The sequence below is a fragment of the Marinicella sediminis genome (assembly GCF_002000055.1).
GTDB classification, from domain to species: domain Bacteria; phylum Pseudomonadota; class Gammaproteobacteria; order Xanthomonadales; family Marinicellaceae; genus Marinicella; species Marinicella sediminis.
On record NZ_MVBD01000004.1, the window covers coordinates 288,696 to 312,341 of the forward strand.

At 49.6% G+C, this 23,646-nt stretch carries 14 protein-coding genes; 7 read left to right on the forward strand and 7 right to left on the reverse strand.

The window, feature by feature from the left end:
* Positions 1-116 precede the first annotated feature (116 nt).
* From yihA to uvrD, 3 genes are read left to right on the forward strand one after another with little or no spacing between them, the layout of a single operon-like run.
* A complete protein-coding gene (yihA, locus tag B0475_RS07790; protein WP_077411238.1) occupies positions 117-719 on the forward strand; it encodes a ribosome biogenesis GTP-binding protein YihA/YsxC in 603 nt (200 codons plus the stop codon).
* A complete protein-coding gene (locus B0475_RS07795) occupies positions 716-1,819 on the forward strand; it encodes a hypothetical protein (RefSeq protein ID WP_077411239.1) in 1,104 nt (367 codons plus the stop codon). Before yihA ends, B0475_RS07795 begins: the two co-directional genes overlap by 4 nt.
* The gene (gene uvrD / locus B0475_RS07800) at positions 1,816-4,002 is read left to right on the forward strand and encodes a DNA helicase II (RefSeq protein ID WP_232781858.1); all 2,187 of its coding nucleotides are present in this window, start codon (positions 1,816-1,818) and stop codon (positions 4,000-4,002) included. The genes B0475_RS07795 and uvrD overlap by 4 nt, the downstream gene beginning before the upstream one ends.
* Positions 4,003-4,053: 51 nt before the next feature.
* Here uvrD and B0475_RS07805 read toward each other — a convergent pair whose 3' ends face one another.
* From B0475_RS07805 to B0475_RS07835, 6 genes are all read right to left on the reverse strand, one after another.
* A complete protein-coding gene (locus B0475_RS07805) occupies positions 4,054-5,544 on the reverse strand; it encodes a hypothetical protein (protein ID WP_077411240.1) in 1,491 nt (496 codons plus the stop codon).
* Positions 5,541-6,944, reverse strand: coding sequence for a hypothetical protein (locus B0475_RS07810; protein ID WP_157892789.1), 1,404 nt, complete (start codon positions 6,942-6,944; stop codon positions 5,541-5,543). The genes B0475_RS07805 and B0475_RS07810 overlap by 4 nt, the downstream gene beginning before the upstream one ends.
* Positions 6,945-7,206: 262 nt before the next feature.
* Positions 7,207-8,655 (reverse strand): hypothetical protein, encoded by a 1,449-nt coding sequence (locus tag B0475_RS07820; RefSeq protein WP_077411243.1) that lies wholly within the window; start codon positions 8,653-8,655, stop codon positions 7,207-7,209.
* Entirely contained in the window at positions 8,655-10,049 is a 1,395-nt protein-coding gene (locus tag B0475_RS07825; RefSeq protein WP_077411244.1) for a hypothetical protein, read from the reverse strand. Before B0475_RS07825 ends, B0475_RS07820 begins: the two co-directional genes overlap by 1 nt.
* Positions 10,050-10,244: 195 nt before the next feature.
* A complete protein-coding gene (locus B0475_RS07830; protein ID WP_232781859.1) occupies positions 10,245-12,566 on the reverse strand; it encodes a Tex family protein in 2,322 nt (773 codons plus the stop codon).
* A gap of 62 nt (positions 12,567-12,628) precedes the next feature.
* Entirely contained in the window at positions 12,629-13,552 is a 924-nt protein-coding gene (locus tag B0475_RS07835; RefSeq protein ID WP_077411299.1) for an MBL fold metallo-hydrolase, read from the reverse strand.
* Between the two features lie 132 nt (positions 13,553-13,684).
* On the opposite strand from B0475_RS07835, the gene B0475_RS07840 reads away from it, so the two are divergent.
* The 4 genes from B0475_RS07840 (at position 13,685) to B0475_RS07855 (ending at position 21,392) form a co-directional block, all read left to right on the forward strand.
* Positions 13,685-14,320, forward strand: a complete 636-nt coding sequence (locus tag B0475_RS07840; protein ID WP_157892790.1) for a DUF502 domain-containing protein — start codon at positions 13,685-13,687, stop codon at positions 14,318-14,320.
* A gap of 46 nt (positions 14,321-14,366) precedes the next feature.
* A complete protein-coding gene (locus B0475_RS07845; RefSeq protein WP_077411247.1) occupies positions 14,367-16,247 on the forward strand; it encodes an LTA synthase family protein in 1,881 nt (626 codons plus the stop codon).
* A 60-nt stretch (positions 16,248-16,307) separates the two neighbouring features.
* Complete coding sequence (gene ettA / locus B0475_RS07850) at positions 16,308-17,978, forward strand: energy-dependent translational throttle protein EttA (protein ID WP_077411248.1); 1,671 nt, start codon at positions 16,308-16,310, stop codon at positions 17,976-17,978.
* Positions 17,979-18,185: 207 nt separating this feature from the next.
* Complete coding sequence (locus tag B0475_RS07855) at positions 18,186-21,392, forward strand: M12 family metallo-peptidase (RefSeq protein WP_077411249.1); 3,207 nt, start codon at positions 18,186-18,188, stop codon at positions 21,390-21,392.
* Positions 21,393-21,455: 63 nt separating this feature from the next.
* Here B0475_RS07855 and B0475_RS07860 read toward each other — a convergent pair whose 3' ends face one another.
* Positions 21,456-23,642 (reverse strand): S9 family peptidase, encoded by a 2,187-nt coding sequence (locus B0475_RS07860; RefSeq protein WP_077411250.1) that lies wholly within the window; start codon positions 23,640-23,642, stop codon positions 21,456-21,458.
* Positions 23,643-23,646 lie beyond the last annotated feature (4 nt).

Genomic DNA, 23,646 nt, shown 5'->3' on the forward strand with positions numbered 1-23,646 from the left:
CCCTAATGGTTTGGTTTCTTCAAAAACGCAGTATTATAGCGTAATCACCTGTGTCTAACATATCAAATTTTGCTCATCTCATTTAAAATACAGGCTTTTTATCCGGCCACTGTTGCATGTCAAACCTGTTCAAACATTGTGAGTTTTTAATCAGTGCTTACAAAATCGATCAATTACCTCCAGATGAAGGCATGGAAATTGCATTTGCCGGCCGTTCAAACGCTGGCAAATCAACCACCATCAATGCCTTAACCAACCACAAAGGACTGGCCAAAGTCAGCAAAACGCCAGGGCGTACTCAATTGTTTAACTGCTTTGAATTCATGCCGAATAAGCGGTTGGTCGATTTACCGGGGTATGGATATGCCAAAGTACCGGTGAAAATGAAAAAACACTGGGAAAAAGAAATTGACCAATACCTGATGAAACGCGAAAGCCTGATTGGTGTGGTCATCATCATGGATATCAGGCACCCGATGAAACAGTTTGATGAACAAATGCTGCATTGGGCTCATGAGTCCGGGCTGCATTCCCACGTGTTGTTGAATAAAGCCGACAAACTCAACAACAATGACACCAAAAAAACCCTGATGAAAGTCTCTGCAGCCATCAGCAAGATCAGCGCCTCAACCACCTGCCAGGTCTTTTCAGCCTTACGTAAAACCGGTGCCGCAGAGCTCTCCGGCATCATCACACCCTGGTTCACAGAACAGTCATGAATTACCAACACCGTTGTGACGGCATGCTGACCCTTGAATGCCAAAGCCCGATCAAACAAACCTGGAATAAACATAACAGCAGTGAACTGACCCATCAGGTGGCCCGTGACCTGCATGCGGTGTTGGGCATCAAAGGACAGACTGCTTTGGTTTTTCTGGGTGCCGCCTTCACCTCAGAACAATTGTTACAACCGGGCTTTCCCATTCAACAAAACCTCACCCGCTATGCCAGCGCGGCTTTTCAGGGCGAGTCACAGGTCGATCAGGTGTTATCTGTTGGCGCCAGTGATGACAACATGCCAGCTGGTTTGCAACCCATACCAGCCGAACAGCAGTTGTATCACCTGCCATTTTGTCTGTATACCGATGATGAGCAACTGGCCACCACTTTCGAACAACAGCTGATGCACAAAGGCATGGTTTCACCGCCCACTTATGAATTACTTTGTGGACAAACGGGGGTGGTGATCAGTCATGCCAACTACATGACCTACCTTGATTTGGTGGCCATGATGCACAATCATTTTCAACAACTGGGATTGAGCCACCTGTGGGAAATCATTGAGATGAGTCTGGTCAACAACGAACCCAAAACCGCGGTGAGCACAGATACTGGCAATCACTTCTATCTGATTGATCATTTGTTATTCACTCCCAGCTTTTCCTGGTCTCAATGGCACCAACTGAAACCTGAAAGCGACCCTGAATCTTACATCAATTGGTTGATGGCACAACGCCTCTCAATCGGTGCATTTTCCAGCCACGGCCTGGACGTCAGACCGTTCAAAGCCAGCCAATGGCCGATCAGCTCACAAAAAATCTGCCTGGGCTCTTTCGAACAAAGCCACATCCGTGACAGTTGGTGGTTTGAAGATCTGCCGACACAAGACACTCACCCTGCTGCAGTGGTTTACCACCAACATCCACAAGCTGGCGTGGTGGCCATCAGTCATCAGATCGAGCCACAAACTGTACGGGTTTATTACCCCATCAAACCATTGGGCATCAAGGCCATTGAAGCTCATTTATCGAATCAAACCGCCCGGAAAATGGCCACTGAAAACAGTGACTGGGGCCACAGCGCATCCTGGATAGCATGACACTGAATACCGAAGACATCCTGAAAAACCTCAATGAAAATCAAGCAGCAGCAGTCACCACAGACGCTCAGCATGCGTTGGTGCTGGCCGGTGCCGGCAGCGGCAAAACCCGGGTTCTGGTGCATCGGATCGCCTGGCTGATTTCCGCTGAATTTGTTTCTCCTTACAGCATCCTCGCGGTCACATTTACCAACAAAGCCGCTGCCGAAATGCGCAACCGCATCGCCTTCATGCTCAAACGTGAAATCAGGGACATGTGGATTGGTACCTTTCATGGCATCGCTCTGAAGTTGTTGCAGATCAACACCGAAGCGGCCGGCTTGCCAAAAAACTTTCAGATTATTGACTCTGACGATCAATACCGCCTGATCCGCCGTTGCCTCAGCGATTTGGAGCTGGATGAAAAACAATGGCCACCGCGCACGGTACAGGCATTCATCAATGACCAGAAAAATGATGGTTTGCGGGCACATGAAGTTGAAGATTACGGCGATTACAACAATCAGACGCTGATTAAAGTGTTTGCCCATTACGACGATCATTGCCAACGTGCAGGTCTGGTGGACTTTTCTGAAATGCTGTTACGGGCGCATGAATTGTTACTCAACGACGAGGATGTTTTAAAAAAATACCGGCAACGCTTCTCCCACATCCTGGTTGATGAGTTCCAGGACACCAATGCCATACAGTCTGCATTCATTCAATTGTTGGCCGGACAGCACAACAAAGTGCTGGTGGTGGGTGATGATGACCAGTCGATTTATGCCTGGCGCGGCGCCAAAGTGGATCACATCCTTGATTTCCAAAGTTTGTATGCCAACACCGCCATGTATAAGCTGGAACAAAACTACCGGTCAACGCAAAACATCCTCGATGCCGCCAATGGGGTAATTGCGAACAACAAAAAGCGCCTGGGTAAAAACCTGTGGTCAGCTCAGGAAAAGGGAGAACCCCTGGGTGTGTATGGCGCACATTCAGAGTTCGATGAAGCCTTTTTTGTTGGTGAAAAAATCGACAGCCTGTTGGCTGAAACCACCAGTGCCGATGACATTGCCATCCTCTATCGCTCCAATGCCCAGTCCAGGTTACTTGAAGAAGCCTTGCTTAAACGCAGTATCCCATATCAGATCTATGGTGGGCTGCGGTTTTTTGAACGACTGGAGATCAAAGACGTACTGGCATATTCCAGGCTGGTCAACAACCGCCATGATGACATTGGCTTTGAACGGGTGATCAATACCCCGACCCGTGGCATTGGCCTGCAAACAGTCAACCTGATTCGCAACTATGCACAAATGCAACAAACCAGTCTGTGGGAAGCGGGTCAACAATTGATCAAAGACAACAAGCTCAGTACCCGGGCAGCCACATCATTGGCTTCATTTGTCAATCTGATCGACGAATTGGAAAGCAACAACCAGGACCAGTCACTGGCCCAGTTGTTTGCTGACATCATCGAACGCACCGCACTGAAAGACCACTACCTCAAAGAGCCACCGGAAAAAGCCCAGACCCGACTGGAAAATCTTGATGAATTGATCAATGCGGCAGAAATGTTTGAAATCAGCGATGAAGACCTGGCCCTGGGATTGACGCCACTGGCGGCCTTTCTGGCACAAGTCAGTCTGGATGCCGGCGACACCACACAGGTCAATGAACCACATGTGCAGCTGATGACCTTGCATGCGGCCAAAGGCCTTGAGTTCCCAGTGGTTTTCATTGTGGGTCTGGAACAAGGTTTGTTTCCCCATCAGAACTCCATGGAGGATTTCAACAAACTTCAGGAAGAACGGCGCCTGGCCTATGTGGGCATCACCCGGGCAGAAAAACAACTGTTCCTCAGTTATGCCACCTCCAGGCGCATGCGCGGTAAAATCAATGCCTGTCAACCTTCACAGTTTCTCAGAGAAATACCCAAAGAACTGATCAGTCAGCTGCGTGGGAACATCCACCCCAGTACCGCCTACTCATCTGGCCAATCGGTCACCACCCCATATCAGCGACAAACCACCCAAAGTGACTCACCCTATCAACTGGGTATGAATGTCCGTCACAAAAGTTTTGGCGAAGGCGTGATCACTGACATGAGTGGCAAAGGCGATTACCTGCAAGTGCTGGTACAGTTCAACGACGTTGGCCCCAAAGTGCTGGCAGTGAAATTTGCTCAACTGGACATTATTTAACACTTAAAAGTAAGTTGCTATGAAAACAGAAACCATCTCATATCCATTTATTCAGTTCTGACCCGCCAAAGTCACCCGGCCTTTGTGTCTGTGAATGTTGCCATACTGAGCAAGTAATCCCTCTCCTGCGGCTGCATTGGTGAACTGCTGTGCTGAAAACCCGGTGACCGGTAAGCCCAGGTACCCGGTCCCAGAACTGGGATTCAATACATGATGCCCAACATCAAAGGTCAATCTGGCCCAGCCGTTTTCAGTGGCATGACTCAATGACGGACCACCCATCAGGATGTTTTTTTCCGCCCCCAGAATGTCACTGATGCTACTGGGTGTACCTGGTTGTGGCAACCTGAAGGTCAAGACGTTGGTGGCATAACACAATTCAGGTGCGGGAGGCCGGGGTGGACAAGTGACTCCGCCACAAGTAAACGGCGGATCTTTTTGTGCTTCTCGGTCCCAGATACCAAGCTCGAATTCATCGCAGGACTGCAAGCCGTTCCAGCGCTGGGTAAAGGGTGTCGGATTCTGTGAATTATTGACATTCACGTGGTGGTGCTTGGTCGGAAAAGTGACCACCCATTCAGTCTTACCTGCGACAATACTGTCCAGGGCATATTCATTGATGACTTCAGTGTGCATCAACACCGCCGAAACGGCCTGAAAACCAGAGTCCCATTCAGAAATGGCCAATCGGCCGTCGTCCAAAAGGACCCTGGATTCCGTTGAGCCTGAACCCAAGTCCGGTAGTGCAGATCCAGGTGATGAGTGAATGCCCTGCTGATCCCAGAAATGATCAATGGCAATCGCATCATAGGACATGGACAAGCCTTCAGCCACATTGACAATAAAGGCCGTACCCTGTAAGCCTCCGGTGGGTTCACTGAGCGGATCAAAATCCCATTCATCATCATCCCAACTGGCTTGCAGGGCAAAACAAGCGGCTGGTTCTCCCGTACTGTTGTGTGTTGCATGGGCTGCTGCCTCTCCGGTTAAAACACCCATTTCGATCACTTCAAAATAACCGTGACGGGCCCGGCTCATTGATTTGTTACTGAACACCAGATCCTGTTCGATTTCAAAAGGCAGAAACTCCTGACTGAATTTGTGCAAATAAGGTGCGCAACTGGCATCAGCTGACGCATGAAGTCCGCTGTCTTCTCCCACATGTCCCTGAAATGTCGATGTGGTTGGCCCCATGATACCGGTCCACACGTCAAAAGCTGACAGATAGACATCAAATGACAACACCCGAAGACCCGCGTCCCCTTCCCTGAAAGTCAGCTTGATGGCCTTCGGCTGGTCCGTGGTGTTAACCACAGTATAAGCCGTATTGAGGTTATTGTTCACGGTGTAATACGGAAAAATCAACACCTGACCCCGGTCATTGGTGCTCAGTTGGACAGCAGACACCAGGGAAGACAGCATCAGCAGAAATAACAATGCAGGCAGATACCTGAAGCTCAAACGGCTCTGCAGTGACTGACTAAATATTGATTGACCTGTTGATAACACAACATCACAATTGATTAAATATTTCTTCATCATAATTCCTCCGTGACCACAACCTGTCCCTGGTGTTTAAATAAATTACCATACTGAGCCAATAATCCCTGTGCAGCACTGCCATTGGTGAATTGTTGCACTGCAAATCCGGTGGCAGGCAAGCCCCTGAATCCGACTCCTGACAAGGGCGTCATAAGCATCCCCTCACCATAGAAAGATAACTTACCCCAGCCATTTTCAGTCTTGCGAAAATCGTCATAACCCAACACCAGTGACAAGTTATCGGATTGCAACACCGGAGTTGTGGGACCCGGCTGTTCACCGGGTAATAAAAGTTCAATCACATTACCTGAATAACAAAACTCAGGTACTGCCGGTCTGGGTGGCGGTGGATCCAAACAACAGGAATTGTTCACAAAAGCCATCTCCGCACGATCGTAAAGCATGGCCTGATAAACGTCACATGACTGTGCACCATCCCAGATGGTCCCAAAAGGAGCCACTGCTTCACCAACCTGATTCACATGAAATGACTTGGTCGGAAAGCTCACCACCCAGTCGGTTTTGCCATCAATGATGGCATCACGGGAATACTCATTGACCAATTCAGCTTTCATCAACACCGCTGAGACTGCCTCATAACCATTGGCCCACTCAGAAATCGCCAGGGTACCGTCGGACAGCAACACCCGTGATTCGGTTGAGCCACTATTCAGATCCGGCGTCAACAAGCCGGGTTCTGTCAAATCACCAGCCTGCGCCCAGAAGTTCTGCAATGCCAGGGCATCGTATGACAAGGACAAACCCTCACCCACATTAACCAGAAAAGCAGACCCGGTTAAACCGCCACCCGGAGCAGCCCATGGGTCCAATAACCATTCACCAACATTCCAGGTGTTTTGAATGGCCGCACAATTGGCTGGGACGCCGATCGGTCCATGGTCAACAAAGCCCGCTGCATCACCAGTGAGCGTTGCCATTTCTATGGCCAGAAAATAGCCCTCTCTGGCCCTGGCCAGGCTGCGGTTGGCCGGGTTCAGGTCTTCATCAATCACATAAGGTAAAAATTCCTGGCCCGCTTTGTTCAGGAATGGCGCACATGAAGTATCGGCTGACACATGAATGGCACTGGGCTCATTCACATGACCGGGAATGCTTGATACATAAGGAACCAGGGCTGCACTCCACACATCATAGGATGACAAATACACCTGGTAAGTGAGCACATCCAGACCCACATCTGCTTCATGAAAACTGATTTTGATGGCTTTGGGCTGGTCTGTGGTGTTGACCACAGAGTACAGGGTATTCAGGCCATTGTTCACTGTGTAATACGGAAAAATCAACACCTCTCCCAGGCCATTGGGGTTCAACTGAACAGCAGTCGAAGGGTGTGACCATGCCAGCATCAGCGCAGTCATTATCGGGATTCGTTTATTCATTAACAACACTCCTTTTCATAAAATTGATGGCAGGACCACCAGAAGTAAACACCTGCCAACTCTGGCCAGCCCTGTTTTTACGGACATCCGGAATGACGTTCAGTCCCACCATCCAACGATTGTCATTTGCTGACTTTATGGCCAACCCAATTAAAAACTTGTTCAGATTCCTCTTCAATGAGGGAATCATCTGGGAACCTCGGCCTCCGGTCCAGTCCCGACTATGACGGCTGTATCGATACAACCGTCATGCCGTACACATTCAGTTTTGGGTCGCAATGGCATCAACCCGGCCTTTGTGCATGAATAAGCTGCCATATTGGGCAAGCAAACCTTCACCGGCTCCGCCATTGGTGTATTGGTGCATCGCAAAACCTGTCACCGGCAGGCCTCTGAAGCCCATGCCAGATTCAGGAATCATCAGATTGCTTTCCATAAAGTCCAGCCTTGCCCAGCCATTTTCTGTGGCATGAGCTATTGATGGGGTGATGAGAGTATAAAAAGGATCTGCCCCCAGCAACCGACTGGAACCGGCTTGTGCAGCGCTTCCCGGTAAAATGAAAGACAACACATTGGTGACCAAACACAATTGTGGATTCGGAGGCGCTGGTGGGCGAATGCCAACGCCACCTGTAGAGACTGTTTCTTGCTGGGCTTCCCTGTCAAACATGTCCAGGGTATATTCGTCACAGGACGTCAAACCATTCCAGCGATGGGTAAACGGTGGTTTCGGCTGCCCTGAATTTGTGACCACATGATGGTGCTTGGTGGGAAACGACAACAACCATTCGGTTTGACCGTTGACAATGGTATCAAGGGCATATTCATTGATGACTTCAGTATTCATGAACAACGCAGAAACCGCTTCGTAGCCAGTGCCCCAATCTGAAACCGCCAGGGTACCGTCTGTCAATAACACCCGGGATTGCGTGGTCCCTGAACTGAGGTCCGGTAAAGCAGATCCAGGCTCGGTATGCTGGCCATCCTGTTCCCAGAAATTCTGTAGGGCGATGGCATCATATGACACCGAAACCCCTTCGGCCACGTTTACGATAAAAGCCGAACCAATCAGCCCGCCAGTGGGTGGGTTCAACGCATCAAACTGCCAGCTGCCGGTATTCCAGGACGCGCCGATGGCATTACAATTGTTGGGTATACCAGATTGATTGTGGCTGATGTGTGCAGCGGCCTCCCCAGTCAGTTCGCCCAGTTCGAGCGCTTCAAAATATCCAGTCCGCGCCCGCTCCAGACTTTTGTTGCTGGCAACGCGGTCACCATCGAGCGCAGAAGGCACAAACTTTTCTCCTGTCTTATCCACACGCGGCACGCAACTGGAGTCACCCGATACATGAATGACACTGGGTTCACCGTTGTGACCTGGCAAGAAAGAAACCGTTGGGCCCAGGGCCCCGGTCCACACATCATAGGCAGCCAAATAGACATTAAAAGACAGCATCATCAGACCTGCCTGACCCTCACGGAAGCTCACTTTCACCACTTTGGGACGCGCGGTGGTGTTGACCAGCGAATATGCTGTATTGAGGTTATTGTTCACCGTGTAATACGGATAAATCAATACCTCTCCTTCACCTTCTGGGTTGATTTGTACGGCTGAAGTAACCATCGACCACAGCAGCATCCAAGCCATCAGTGAACGGCAGTAAATGTGCTGCCTTTTCCCAATACGGGAACCTTGTAATAATTGTTTCATTACTCTGCCTCCATCACAGCCACCCGGCCTTTGTGGATAAACAGATTGGCATATTGAGCGAGCAAACCCTCACCAGCACCTCCATTACTGAATTGTTGCACCATAAATCCGGTGGCAGGCAATCCCCTGAAGCCTGTCCCATTGACTGGCACCATGCCTGGCGATGCCGGAAAACTCAGCACGCCCCAGCCATTTTCTGTAACCCTTGAATCAAAGTATGTGGCTGGTTCAGACAGATTATCAGATCCCAGAATGGCCGATACTTCATTGGCTGCCGTATAGGGCGGCAGCATCTCAATCACATTAGTGGTCAGGCACAGTTGCGGATCCTCTGGCGGTGGCGGTGGTGGATCAGCACAACATTGATATTGGTGTGATGTTGCAGTCTCCCGGTCATACAACATTGCTGTATATTCATCACAGGACTGCACCCCATCCCAGGCCTGGCTGAATGGTGCCAGAGCAGGACCTTCGGTGTTGGTGTGTAACGTTTTGGTAGGAAAACTCACCACCCATTCGGATTTACCATTGACGAAAGCATCGTACGCATATTCATTGTACAACTCCGCTTTCATCAACACCGCCGATACCGCCTCAATGCCGCTGGACCACTGGCTGACCGCTAAGGTGCCGTCTGCCAATAATACTTTTGATTCAGCGGTGCCACTGGATAAATCAGGCAACAAACTACCTGGATCAGTAAATACCCCCTGACCATCCCAGAAATCATTCAGTGCAATGGCGTCATAGGACATCGACAGCCCTTCAGCGACATTGATGATAAAGGCACTGCCAAGCAAGCCACCCTGCGGTTCAGTTGGTTCCTCCAGGGCCCAATCAAGGGTGTCCCAGGCAGCTTGGATGGCCGTACAGTTTGCCGGTACGCCAACGCCGCCATGATCCACAAAAGCAACAGCATTGCCGGTCAATTCACCCAGTTCCATGACTTGCATATAACCTTCAGTGGCCCTGGCCAGGCTGCGGTTGGCCGGGTTCAGATCCTCATCGATCACATAAGGCAAAAACTCCTGGCCAGCTTTGTTCAGGTATGGGGCACAAGAAGTATCCGGTGTGACATGAACAGCTGTGGGTTCATCCAAATGGCCGACAATGGTCGATTCAGTGGGAACGAGGGCACCGCTCCATACATCATAGGGTGACAGATAGACATGAAATGTCAGCACATGCAAACCCGCATCACCCTCATGAAAACTGACTTTGATGGCTTTGGCCTGTTCGGTGGTATTAACCACTGTATACATGGTGTTCAGGTAGTTGTTCACGGTGTAGTATGGGTAGATCAGGACCTCACCGAGTCCCCGGTCATTCACATGTACAGCCATCACCCGCAGTGACAACAACAACAAAACAACTGTTAAAAGGTTTTTATTCATTACGATACTCCCTGTCTTGACTGATCGAGTCAACTGCAAACCAAAACTGGTTTGAATCAATGGATATGCAAAGTCAGCAGACCCAAAGACCTGCGACCAAAGTCACCCATGTTTTGCACAGGGTGACAGTTCATAACATAGCATTTATCGCATTAAAATTTTGTTCACATTCCACTTGTTTTGGGTTGTACCTGATCATTTTTTGGCTTTTTTAAAGGCATCGGCCAAGGCACCTGCGAAGGCACCCTGGGGTGCACTGCTTTGCCGCCGGGGTGACCGTTGTTGGCGATGATTCTTCGCAGGCTTGCCTGTGGACTTGCGGTCACCGCCCCTGGCTGCCTTACCATCACCTGATTTGGCACTGAGGGAAATGCGCTTTCTGTTCGCATCCACCTCCAATACCCGCACCTTGATGACCTGACCGGCTTTGACCACATCTGCCGGATCTTTGACGTACTGATCAGCCAGTTCTGATATGTGTACCAGACCATCCTGGTGAACACCAATATCCACAAAGGCGCCAAAGGCGGTGACATTGGTGACCACCCCTTCCAGGCGCATGCCCACTGCCAGGTCTTTGATCTCATGAACCTGTTCGTCAAACCGGGCAGTTTTGAATTCACCTCGCGGATCACGTCCCGGCTTTTTCAATTCCTCGATGACGTCTTTGATGGTGGCCACGCCAAACTGGTCATTGGCAAAATCACGGGGATTGAGCTGACTCAATGGCCCCATTTGCCCGATGACTTGTTCAATCTGGCTGTCCATGTGCTCCAGCATGCTCTTCACCAAAGGATAGGCTTCCGGGTGCACGGCTGATTGATCCAGTGGTTGGTCGCCACCCCGAATGCGCAAAAAACCCGCGCATTGCTCGAACATTTTTTCGCCCAGGCGACTGACTTTCAGCAACTGTTTGCGGTTGGTGAAACTGCCATTGGCATTGCGGTAATTGACGATTTCCTGAGCCACAGAATCGCTGACACCAGCCACGTATTTCAACAGTGGTGCGGAAGCGGTGTTGACATCCACCCCGACTTTATTCACACAGTCCTCGACACAATCTCCCAACGCTTTGCTCAATTGGGCCTGGTTAACATCATGCTGGTATTGACCAACTCCAATGGCCTTGGGATCAATTTTCACCAACTCTGCCAGAGGATCCTGTAACCTTCGGGCAATTGACACCGCCCCACGATAGGATACGTCCAGATCAGGAAACTCAGCAGCCGCCAATGCCGAGGCTGAATACACCGATGCACCGGCTTCAGAAACCATGATTTTCTGGGCCCTGATATCGCTGTTTTGTTTGAGCAATTCTGCAGCCAACTGGTCGGTCTCTCTGGAGGCCGTGCCATTGCCAATAGCGATCAGTTTAACCCCGTGCTTTACACACATTTTAATCAGGGTTTGCTTGGCTTGTTCCCATTGTTTTTGAGGTGCATGAGGATAAATCACTGCGGTATCCAGCAATTTGCCGTTGTCATCCACCACCACGGTTTTAACCCCGGTACGGAATCCAGGATCCAGTCCCAAAGTCACCTGCCCACCGGCCGGAGCCGCCAACAACAGGTCTTTGAGGTTGCGGTTAAAAATCTGAATGGCGGCTTCATCCGATTGTTCGCGCAACACATTAAACAATTGCAGATTCAACTTGAGCAACAATTTGGCTTTCCAGGCCAGCTCAGTGGTTCGCTTCAACCAATCAGAAGACTCAATGTCCCAGCCGGTGCGTTTAACCAATCGGCCGATGGCCGGATGAATGGTTGTGTGTTCGTTCAATACATCACGATGATCAATGTTGACACTGAGCACGCCTTCATTGCGACCACGCAACAAAGCCAGCATGCGATGCGAAGGTATCTTGCTCACCGCTTCTGAAAAGTCAAAATAATCGGTAAAGCGACTGGCTTTTTTCTCTGTTTCCTGCCCCTTGATCACTTGAGCAATCACCACCCCCTGCTCCCATAACCATTCCCGCAACTCCTGTATCAGATCGGCGTCTTCTGCCAAATCTTCCAGGGCAATGTGCCGGGCACCTTCTAATGCAGCGGCCACATCGGCCACCTCTTTCTCAGCATCAACATAATCTGTGGCCAGCTGCTGTTCATCGGCTTTGGTGTCTGCGATGATGGCAGCCAGTAAAGGTTCCAGTCCGGCCTGTCTGGCTTTTTGCGCCTTGGTCTGACGTTTTTTCTTGTAAGGCAGGTACAGGTCCTCCAGGCGCGTTTTGGTCTCTGCTGCCATGATTGATTGTTTCAATCCCTCGGTCAGCTTACCTTGCTCATCAATCGCTTTGATGATGGACTCCCGACGGTCATCCAACTCGCGCAAATAACCCAATCGCTCTTCCAGCTGTCGCAGTTGGGTGTCATCCAGACCACCGGTCACTTCTTTGCGGTAACGGGCAATGAATGGGACTGTATCGCCACCATCCAATAACTCGACGGCGCTGGCTATTTGCTGGGTTTTGGCATTGATTTCTGCCGCAATGATGTTCACATGTTTGCTGTTGGCCACAATCAGATCTCTTTTGTTTGATTTGAAAAAGCCGGGCATTTTAGCATGCCATGATCACAACGTCATAACGGGATTTTTATCCCCTTCTCTGCCACTTTGAAACCTGCCGCCCTGACCTGCTCAGCAGCCTCGCTCTGTGGGTTGATCAGGGGGTTACTGTGATTAAAGTGAATGAAGAACACCTTGCTTTTTTCCGCTGCAGGCAAGTCTTTGAACAAAGCCATGCTTTCGGTGACAAACGGATGTGGGATTTCACTCATGTCCCGGTTAGGGATTTCACCATTGGCATAAAACGTCGCATCCAGAAAAGCCACATCTACCGCCTTGATTTCAGCCGTGATCTCACGTTCCCATAAATGCCATTTATCAATGTCGGGGATGAACAACACCTTCTGGTTCGGCCCGCTGATGACAAACCCCACGGTCTCAGTGAATTCATCCCGGTGCGGGACCAACAGGGGTCTGACGGTGATGTTGGGTGTCAGATGAATTGGCTGATTGGCGGTCAGGTCTTTCAGGGTGATGTTTTTCAGATTGACCAACTGGCTCCATGGGCCATTGCTTTGCAGGTATTGTTTGAAGCGCGGCATGACGTAGACAGGTGTTTCCCGGGTACCCGCTGCTTCACGGCCGAAATGCATCAGGCCTGTGTAGTGCCCCATGTGACCGTGGGTCAGCAACACCCCTGTCAGCGCATAATCACCATCAGGTGCCAGGGTGTGCAGGGCATACATTTGTTCGCGGATATCGGGAGTGGCTTCAAACAGGAATTTTTGCCGGTGTTGATGATCGACCAGCGCCAGTGAAGTGGCAAATTTGCGTTGTCTGGGTTCTTGCCAGCCAGGCATGCAATGTTGCTGGTAGCAATTCATTTGCGGGTAACCGGCATCTTGAGCGACGCCCAATACATGCAGGGATACCAGTCCATCTTTGTCCGCCTGTGCCTGACCAATCAATACCATCAGCAATAAATAGATTTTCTTCATAACCGAAACCTCTTTGCCCGTGAGTGAATGAGGCATCTTAGCATGAGACAGGCCATTAAAAAAATGACCTCTGGGGTTCGTTTCAAGGGCCAATGTGTGTCACAATCATTGTTTTCAAACTGGGCAAGAACAATGAAAAACTGGTTTTTAAAACCATTGCTTAAGGGCGCCTTGGTGACCATTCCAGTATTGGTCACCATTTGGGTGATATGGAGCCTGGTCAAATGGATTGATGGCCTGGGCAAAAAAGCCCTGGAACCGATACTGTTGGATCACCTGTTGTTTCCCGGCAGTGGACTGTTGATCATGGTGGTTTTGCTGGTGATGGTGGGCCTGTTGTTTCAATTCAACTTCATCAATTGGGTGTTCCGCCGGGTTGAAGGGTCTTTGCTGCAGTTCCCCCTGGTCAAAACCGTTTATTCTGCGGTCAAGGACCTGGCCGGTATGTTTGACAACAGTCAGCAAAAAGGCCAGCAAGTGGTACTGGTGGACATGAGCAACAGCGGCCTGGGCCATTTGGTGGGTATGGTCACCAACGATGATTTACCGGCTGCTTTTAATGACCTCAAACCAGTCAACAGTGAGGAGCCACCCCTGGTGGCGGTGTATCTGCCAATGAGTTATATGGTGGGTGGCTACACCATTCTGATCAGGCGTGATCTGGTTCGTCCGATCAACATGACTTTTGAGGAAGCCATGCGCTTTGCCATGACCGCGGGTGTATCGAAACAAGCGGTTGAAGAATCGGCTTCCGAAGGACCGCCATAACCAATTACCTTGAGCCGATTTTATTGACATAACCCACCCAAGAATCATGAAACTCACAATCAGACAACTGAGTGTCACCGGCATACTGGCTTTGATCTCGCTGGCCTTGCTTGTGGCCATATCTTACGAGTTACTCATGGGCAATGTTTTTGACCATGCGAGGGGCTTCTTGGCTCCCAGATTCTGGGTGCATGAAACCCTGGCCCTGACATTGGTTTTTATCAGCCTGGTGATTTTGACCGGAAATTTGCTCAAAGCCTGGTTATACAGTTTGTTGTTGTTGTGTCTGTTTCTCATGATCAACAATGAAAAGGTCATGGTCTTCGAAACCATATTCATGCCAGCTGACTTCATTTACATGACTGAAGCCATTCTGGCCTGGGATGCCCTCAAGTCATATTGGCTGCCATTGACAGCCGTTACAACGCTGCTGGTTGTGTGGATCTATTTTTGCGCCAAAATATCTGTGCTCTCAGTCAGCAACAAACACCGCTGGGTTTTACTGGCGATGTGTTGTGTGTTGCTGGTAACAGTCAGGGTGTTTGACGATGAGCTCAAGAAGAAGCTGCGCTCTTATCAGTTCAAGGAAACCGATTCTCACATGATCAGACATGCCATGAAAAATGGTTTTCTCAGTGTATTTGTACTGAATGTGCTGTTGCCCGAAAAGGCCATCGAGCCACCCGGTTATTCAGCCAGCACCATGAATGCGCTGATCGAAAAATACACTTCCGGGCATTCTAAATCCACCAACGGTAACAAACCTGATGTGATCATATTTTTTATTGAAGCCTTCACTGACCCGCTTCAATCCGGCTTAAAAACCACCCAAGATCCAATTCCTCATTTCAGACACCTGAGCACAATGCATGCATCAGGCCATACCCTGGCACCAGTGATTGGCGGACGTTCAGCCAATTCAGAATTTGAGTTACTCAGTGGCATGAGTATGCGATTCCTCAATCGGTTCTCAATTCCATACATTGATCACCTGAATCGCCCGATCGATGGTTTACCCCAAATGTTTCGTAGGCTGGGCTACCAGACACATGCCATTCATGTTGCCAGCCTGGCATTTTTTAATTACCTGACAGCCTATCCTAATCTTGGCTTTGAGTTTATTTCAACCATCAGAAATCATCCCGACAGTCAATTAGATGTGGCTCGCAGGTTTCCTGATGAGGACTCTCTGGTAAACAGAATCATTGCCACCACCGAGCAACACAATGGACCACATTTCATCTTTGCATTCCCCAATTCAACCCACGGTTTTTGGGACTACCCTCAATACCTTGAATCTGATCTCGATGTCATCGATCCCAATTTTGGTCATGCCAGGGATGCCGTCAAAACCTACATCAACGCCCTGCAAAAAGCAGATCTGGCCATTCATAAGCTGATCACCCACTACGCACAGGTTGATCGTGAAACCATCGTGCTGATTCTTGGAGACCATTACCCAAACATCATTCCATACCTGAGCAATAACCTGAAACACCAAAAAAACCTCAATGGACCATTACAGGTTCCTGATGATTTAAACGACCTGGACTTCTATAAATACATGAGAACCCACCATCCTGAAGTGTTTCATGTCGCATTGCACAAAGTACCTTATGTGATGTGGACCAACTTCAGCAATGATGCCGAGCAGCTTGATGTCAGCATGAACCTGTTACATCAGAGAATCCTCCAAGCTGTACCAGCACAAAGAAGCCCATTTCAACAGCTCAATCACCAATTATTTAATCAAATGCCTGAATTTTCGATCGTGGTTAACCACGCTGGCCTTTTTCAAATGAATGTCCCGGATCAGCTCAGGGAACTGGTCGATGACTTTCAATTGTTTCAGTATGACATGCTGCATGGTGACAATCATTACGCCGAATGGTTGGCCAATAGCAGTTGGCAGGAACCCGCACGCTGATGTAGACAGTGGTGGGGTCATCAAGTATCATGCCGTTATCTCAATTACCAGACGAGTCATATGGCTGAATACATCTACACCATGATGGGCGTGAGCAAAACCGTGCCGCCCAACCGTGAAATCATCAAAGACATTTCTCTTTCGTTCTTTCCAGGCGCTAAAATCGGTGTGCTGGGCCTGAACGGGGCCGGTAAATCCACCGTACTGCGAATCATGGCAGGTATAGACAAAGAATTCAGTGGTGAAGCCAGACCCCAACCAGGCATCAAAATTGGCTACCTGCCTCAGGAACCACAATTGGATGATGACCAGTCAGTGCGTGAAAACGTCGAAGCTGGCATGGGTGATGTCAAACAATTATTGGCAGATTTTGATGAGATCAACATGAAATTTGCCGAACCCATGAGCGACGATGAGATGAATGAACTGTTGGCCAGGCAGGCTGAACTTCAGGAACAAATCGATACCGCCAACGGCTGGGACATGGACCGCACGATGAACATGGCTGCTGAAGCACTGCGCCTGCCTCCCTGGGATGCCGAAGTGAAAAACCTCTCTGGTGGTGAAAAACGTCGCGTGGCTTTGTGCAAGCTGTTGTTATCTTCGCCAGACATGTTACTGCTCGATGAACCAACCAACCACCTGGATGCCGAAACCGTGGCCTGGCTGGAACGCTACCTGCATGACTTCACCGGCACCATTGTGGCGGTCACGCATGATCGGTATTTCCTGGACAATGCCGCCGAATGGATTCTTGAACTTGACCGCGGTCATGGAATCCCCTGGAAAGGTAATTATTCGTCCTGGCTGGAACAGAAGGAAAAACGCCTGGAACAGGAAGCCAAGCAAGAACAGGCTCACATGAAAACCATCAGGCATGAGCTGGAATGGGTCCGTTCGAATGCCAAAGGCCGCCGCACAAAATCCAAGGCCCGACTCAAACAATTTGAAGAGTTACAATCCAAAGAGTTCCAGAAACGCAACGAAACATCACAGATCTATATCCCGCCGGGACCCAGACTGGGTGAAAGTGTGATCGAGTTTGATCATGTCTCCAAAGCATTTGGTGACAAATACCTGATCGATGATTTGTCTTTCAAAGTGCCACAAGGTGCCATCGTTGGGATCATCGGCCCCAATGGGGCAGGTAAATCCACCCTGTTCAACATGATCGCCGGAACCGAACAGCCGGATGAAGGCAGCATTGCCATCGGCCCGACTGTGGAATTGGCTTATGTGTCACAAAGCCGGGAGGACCTGGGTCATGACAAACCCCTCTGGGAAGAAGTCGCTGATGGCGAAGAAGTGATCAAAGTGGGGAACTATACCCTGCCCGCCAGGGCCTGGCTCAGCCGCTTCAATTTCCGCGGTGCCGATCAACAAAAACAAGTCAAACACCTCTCAGGTGGTGAACGCAATCGGTTACAACTGGCCAAAGTGTTGAAACTGGGCGGTAATGTGTTGTTACTGGATGAACCAACCAATGACCTGGATGTGGAAACGCTGCGGGCACTGGAAGAAGCGCTGCTGAATTATGCCGGATCGGTGATGGTAATTTCCCATGACCGTTGGTTCCTTGACCGCATCGCCACCCACATTCTGGCCTATGAGAACAATTCACATGTGGAATTTTTTGAAGGCAATTACACTGAATATGAGCAGGATTACAAAAACCGCCATGGCAAAACCCTGCAGCCAGAACGGATCAAATACCGACCGCTGAAAAAATAACAGCACGATAAAACCGTGTTATCAGGGGCTGCCAGGCAGCCCCTGAAGACAGCGTTCATCGGCATATAAACCAAACCACTGCAGACAAGTCTTTTGCCAATTGCAGTACCATTGAATACGCCTGCAATCCACTATCACTGTTGATTTCACTTAACCCTCACCACTTTATTGGTTAGAATAATTGGACTTCATACTGACCAATGAACCATGCAAGCAACCAACCTGACATTCATTTTATCCCTGTTTTTACTGACTGTACTCAGCCCTATGGCGTCAGCCAAAGTGGTGTACCCTGAGGCCTACGCCGGGCTTAACCCACAGGCATATCACCCCATCACTCTGGTGGCCAATAAGACAGGTGGGCTCAGCTATCAGTGGCAAAATACCCTCATTGAAGTACCTGAAGCACAACTCAATAAATCGGCCACCTCAGCGAATCAAAGCTTCATCCAAAACATCAAAGGTGGTGTGATCAAAGCCACCGCAGGCACCAACAGCTTGTTTGGTGACATGCATGTGGACAACACACATTACATCCTGACCACCAATCAATCTGGCATTTGGGCCGTGGAACTGCCTGATCATGGTGTCCAATACAATGACTGTGGTCTGGATCATCAGGCTGAGCACACCAACCTGACAGCCGCTGCTGAGTCAACCAACAGCAAAGCCGCCGGCACCATCATTGATGTACTGATGCTTTATGATCAGGCCATTGCTGATCGTTATCCAGGCGCATTGCTGCAAGCCCGGGTTGACCAGTATTTCTTCATCTCAAATCAAGCCTATGCCAATTCAGGGCTTGACCTGGCGGTTCGGCAGGTTGGTCTTGAACAAGTGGGTTATGACCTGGATGATGCCAACATCAACCTCTTAAACCTGTTGCAAAGCGCATTGTCACTGGGAGTGGGATCTCATGGGTTACAAAATGTGCCGCAACTGTATGCCGACAGTGGCGCCGACCTGGTGATCTTTTTGCGGACCCACAACATCGAAACCCGCGGCAATTGTGGCATTGCTTTTTTTCCCGTTTCAACAGCCCAAAGTAATTTTGACCCCAGCTATGGAGTCAACATCATGGCCGATGGCATGAGCAGTTGGTCGGTTTGCACCGATCAGTTGATGGTTCATGAAATTGGTCATAATCTTGGCGCCGGGCACCACAATGAGAGCCAACAAAACAGGTACATTCCAGATGCGGCAGGGTTTGCCAAATTGGGTCAATTCGGTACCGTGATGGGTTCATTTGGTACCGGCCAACCTGATCGTTTTTTGGAACTGGACTACTTTTCTAATCCCGCAGTACAATGTGGTGGCGGCCCCTGTGGTATCGAAGGTCAGTTCAACAACGTCAACGTCATCAATCAACTGAAGGGACCTGTGTCTGCTTATCAGGCTGCTGTTTCACCGGCACCACTGCCACCAGATTTCACCACTGCGCTGATTGACCAGGATGGAGATGGTGTGCTGGACAGGGATGATGAATTCCCTTTTGATGCCAATGAATCCATCGACAGCGATGGAGACGGTGTGGGTGACATCAGTGATGTCTTCCCGGCCCTGGCAAGCGAACAGATTGACACCGACAGTGATGGCATCGGCAACAACAGTGATTTTGACGACGATGGCGATGGCATTCTGGATGTCGATGACGCCTTCCCGCTGAATCCCAATGAAGTCAGCGACAGTGACCAGGACGGCTATGGAGACATCAGTGATGCCTTTGTGTTTGAAGCATCAGAACACCTTGATTCTGATAACGACAACATCGGTAACAACGATGACATTGATGATGACAATGATGGTGTGGCTGACCTGGACCTGGTCGGTCAGGACATCCTGGTGATCAGTGTGGGAAATAACCGCATCCTCAGATTCGACGCCCAAACAGGGCTCTCAAAGGGTCTTGAAGTGTTACCTGAAGATGGCTTGTTCACCTTTCAGTCAGACCTGACTTATGATGATTTCACCAACCAGTTATTTTTCACCAGTGCCAGTTCGGTGCAACTGATGGACTTGCAAGACCCTTATGGTTCGCCCAGCGTTTTGATCCCACCCTACGCCAACACAGGCGCTCAACTGGGCACCGGATTTCCGACTGCTTTGCATGTCAGCAACGACCGCAACCTGATCACCGCCAAGTTGCGGGGCACCTCACTGGATGCATACTCGTACAGTAACATCGACAAGCCAAGCCAATTCTTTTATGCTGGTTTGAATGGCGTGAACAGCGAAAACATCATCGCCATCAAACAACACCAAGAGCACATCTATTTACTGGGTCTTGAAACTGAAATTTACCGGGGTCAGGTCAACGGTGGAACATTCGCTTCACTGGGCGTTGCCGATAAAACCTGGCTGGTCGACCCCTATGACTTCGTTATAACTGATGATGATCGTTTATTACACACCGATCAGGGCCGTAACAAAGTGGTCATCACCGACCTCAGTGATGTCAGTTTTGGCGGCATTTTTGCTGACCTCGTTCCCCTCGGCTATTCCAACCCAACAGGCATTGATCTGACCAACGATGGTCGGGTGCTGGTCACCGCCACTGATCAAAATGCGATTTTGTCTTTTGATCTGGACACCGGTGAATTCCTCGGCACACTGGTTGCAGGCTTTGGTCTGAACCAACCCCATAAATTACTGGTAGTTCCGCAACTGAAGGACCGGTTTCATAAAGACGCTGATAAAGTCCTCAGACCCAACGCCGGCAACTGGTACAACCCCGCCACTGCAGGGCGTGGCTTCAACATTGGCATTTTCAATAACCGCTTACAAGTTCTGTGGTTCACTTTTGACGAAGACGGTTTACCTGTATGGTACACTTCTGCAGGCCTGCTTGACGGCCACAACTACAGTGCCGAATTGCTCAGGTCTGAACTGATCAATGGCACACCAGAATTTGAAATCGTTGGCCAGCTTGAGATTGAATTTATCAATGAACGACAAGCCACTGTGGATTGGCAAATCGGGGCATTCAGTGATTCAGAACCCCTCGAGTGGTTTCAGTTCAGTCTGGAACCCGAACTGGAATACCTGACCGGCATGTGGAGCCGCCCTGACACCCCTGGCTGGGGATTGGCAGTGACCACCAATGGTGACAAAACCGTCAGCATTCCATTTGTGTTTGATGACAATGGTCAGCCCCGCTGGGCGATCAGTGATGTGGCCACTGGTAAACAACCTTTTGTGTTCAACATGGGCACATCCTTCAGTGACAGTTTATGTCCTTCCTGTACCGGCAACACGCCACCTGAAATCACCTTGTCCGGAACCATGGGGCTGGATTTATCAGACCAGGCATACTGGGACAGCGACATCACCTGGCCTGATCCCATTCCGGGCAGCTGGTTGTTGGATCAGACCGAACTGGTGAGAATCTCCAGCGCAGCCACCCGGCCCAGATAAATCTACAAAAAAACCCACCTGAAGATGATTCAGGTGGGTTTGTGGTTTACAGTGAAACCGCAGTTATTCCTTGATGCCTGCCAATTTCAGCAGAAAGGTATAATCCTGGGCCGTTTCTTTGAAATATGAGAATCGACCTGAAGCACCACCATGACCGGTGTCCATGTTGGTGCGGAGCAAGACCAGCTTGTCATTGGTTTTCATTTCTCTGAGCTTGGCCGCCCATTTGGCCGGCTCCCAATATTGTACCTGGGAATCATGTAAACCAGTGGTGATCAGGATGTTCGGATAATCCTGTGCTTTGACCTGATCATATGGCGAGTAAGACAACATATAATCATAAGAATCTTTGTTCTTTGGGTTGCCCCATTCATCAAATTCACCGGTGGTCAAAGGAATGTCTTCATCCAGCATGGTGGTAACCACATCGACAAAGGGAACGGCAGCAATCATACCGTCATACAACATACCATCCAGATTGGCCACCACACCCATCAATAAGCCACCGGCACTGCCACCCCAGGCATAAACCCGTTTGGCATCTCCAATGTTTTGTGCCAGCAGTGCTTTGGTGGCATCAATGTAGTCAGTGAAGGTATTCATTTTATTGAACATCTTACCGTCTTCATACCATTGGCGGCCTTTGGCCTGAGAACCCCTGATGTGGGGAATGGCATAGATGAAACCACGATCCAGCAATGACAAGCGGCTGAGTGAAAACCGTGGGTCTATGGAAGACCCGTATGAGCCATAGGCATAAACCAGCAACGGCCTTTTATCCAGTTCACCCATGCCTTTTTTATACACCATGGAAACCGGGACCATGGCGCCATCACGGGCTTCTATTTCCAGTCGTTTGGACTGATAGTCTTCGGGATCGTATGCGCCATTGATTTTATCCTGCTTCAACAACGTTTTCTCATCACTGTCGAGGTCAATTTCCAGCACACTGCCCAGCTGTGTCAGTGAGTCATAGTTGTACCGCATGGTGTTGTGATCCTGCTGCGGGTTGTATGCCACACTCATGGTATAGGCCGGCTCCTCAGACTGAATCAGTTTGCTCTCGCCGGTTTCCCAATTCATCGCTTTGAGGTGTCTGATACCGTTTTTACGTTGTTCAACCACCAGCCAGTCCTTGAATGTTTCCAGGTCATAAATCAGGGTCTCATCATCATGAGGCACCACTTCCTGCCATTGGTCTTTGTTACCAGACTCGCCAATGGGCGCTTTCATGACCCGCGAATTCAATGCCTGCCAGTTGGTTTTAATGACCCACTGGCCATTAAAGTCTTCAACCGTGTACTCATGTTTTGGCTCTCTGGGTAAAACAGATTGAAATTCACCTTGCGGATCATCTGCAGCAAGATAAAAAATTTCAGTGAGGGTGGTCGCTCCGGCATAGATCATGATGTAATCTTTGGAACGAGAGGTATACGCAGCGATATAGAAGGTGTTATCTGGTTCTTCATACACCAGCACATCGTCGTCAGTCGCTGTGCCCAGTTCATGGCGGAACACCTGGTATGGTAACAAAGTGGTTGGGTGTTTTCGGGTATAGAACACAGTCTTGTTGTCTTTCGCCCAGGCGATCGATCCGGTGGTGTTTTTGATCACATCATCAAGCATTTCTCCGGTTTCCAGATCTTTAAACCGCAAGTCATATTGCCGGCGACTGACGGTGTCTTCGGAAAACGCATAGATTTTATGATCGTGACTGACACTTTGGCTGTTAGAAGCATAGTAAGCATGGCCTTCAGCCAATTTATTCACATCAATGAGGATTTCCTCATCAGCATCCATGCTGCCTTTTTTACGGGCATAGATGGGGTATTCCTGACCTTCGGTGTATTTACGGTAATACCAAAAATCATCGATTTGATAAGGAACCGACTCATCATTCTGCACAATGCGGTTAACAATTTCGTTGTATATCCGGTCAGTGAACGCTTCTGAGTCAGCCATCTGCCCTTCGGCATACGCATTTTCGGCATTCAGGTAGGCCAGTACATCCGGATCTTCCCGGGTGTCATCTCTGAGCCAGTGGTAATTATCTGTGCGTTGGTCTCCATGGATTTCAAACACATGGGGTCTTTTTTCGGCCATTGGTGGTTGCGGTGAATTCATGACAGTTTCTGTTTCCTGGTTGGTGGTGGGTGCAGCTTGTTCTGCAGCCGTGTCGGTCTCTTCGGCGGGTTGCTGCTGACAGGACAGCAGGCTGAAAACGGCCAGACAAAGCAGTGGTTTTTTCATGTTA